The 1,115-nt window shown below is 43.0% G+C and carries 1 protein-coding gene; it reads right to left on the bottom strand.

Annotated features, from left to right (window positions below; all coding sequences use genetic code 11):
• Positions 1-592: 592 nt before the first annotated feature.
• On the bottom strand, positions 593-991 hold the full coding sequence (locus ACRCJ0_RS14840; protein WP_048729187.1) for a rhodanese-like domain-containing protein: 399 nt from the start codon (positions 989-991) through the stop codon (positions 593-595).
• Between the last annotated feature and the right edge of the window lie 124 nt (positions 992-1,115).

Raw genomic sequence — 1,115 nt, 5'->3', positions numbered from 1 at the left:
ACAGAAAGCAAGAATAGGATGTGAGACAGGGCGTTTAGACAGGAGACGATGGAAGAATTGTGCCGTGTCACACAAAGTGTGAAACAAACTATTCTGAGCGGACACCTGTCTGCCCTGGCGAGCTCAACTTCACAGGGTGCGAGGGCCGACGCTAAGAAAAGAACCGTTGGAAGACTAGTGCAGTAAATGACGCAGTCAGTTACAAACTAATCTGAAACGCAGTCTTTTCTTGAGACCCGAACCCGACTATAGGATGTGAGACAGGGCGTTTAGACAGGAGACGATGGAAGAATTGTGCCGTGTCACACAAAGTGTGAAACAAACTATTCTGAAGCGGACACCTGTCTGCCCTGGCGAGCTCAACTTCATAGGGTGCGAGGGCCGACGCTAAGAAAAGAACCGTTGGAAGATTAAGGCAGTAGATGGCGAAGTCAGCTATACAGGGTGCAAGTTCCAACGCTAGTCTCTGATCTCTTCATTGGTCTAATCAACATCAGTATTCCCCTTCTAATCTTACCTAGCGTACGCATTTTAAAGATAAAACAACATTCAAAAAAGCCAGGAGCGCTAACTCCTGACTTTTCCAAAACTATTAATCTTGACGTTTTGTTTTACCTTCCCAATCAGAAAGGCCACCTTTTAAAATATAAATTTTATCGTAACCAGCGTCTTTTAATTTTTTCGCTGCACGGCCAGTTAAACTGTGCACATCAGCATATAAATAGATTGGACGTGATTTACTGAAGCCCGGCACACCTTGTTGTAATGTAGAATACGGTACATTGCGGGCACCAAAAATGTGGGCAGAGTTGAATTCATTTGCTTCTCGGATATCAATAATTTGTGCCGATTGCATGGTTTGTTGGAAATCTTCTTGAGAAATCATGGTTGCGTTGTTACGACGCAATAGGTAGCTATATAACCAGAAGCCTCCCCAAACCAATAATACGACAATTAAAATAAGCCAAGAGATAGTAACAAAGTTGATCATAAGTGTTGTTTTCCCTTCTAACGACAAATACTAAACATTTTTCATAACTAGTGACGCAGCACCATACACACCTGCATCATTCCCCAAGGTAGCTAAACGAATACTTGTTGTCCGTCCAACACCT

It is taken from the genome of Aerococcus sp. L_32 (assembly GCF_050689315.1).
The sequence above is the reverse complement of the archived record's forward strand: the minus strand, read 5'-3'. Positions and strand labels throughout refer to the sequence as shown.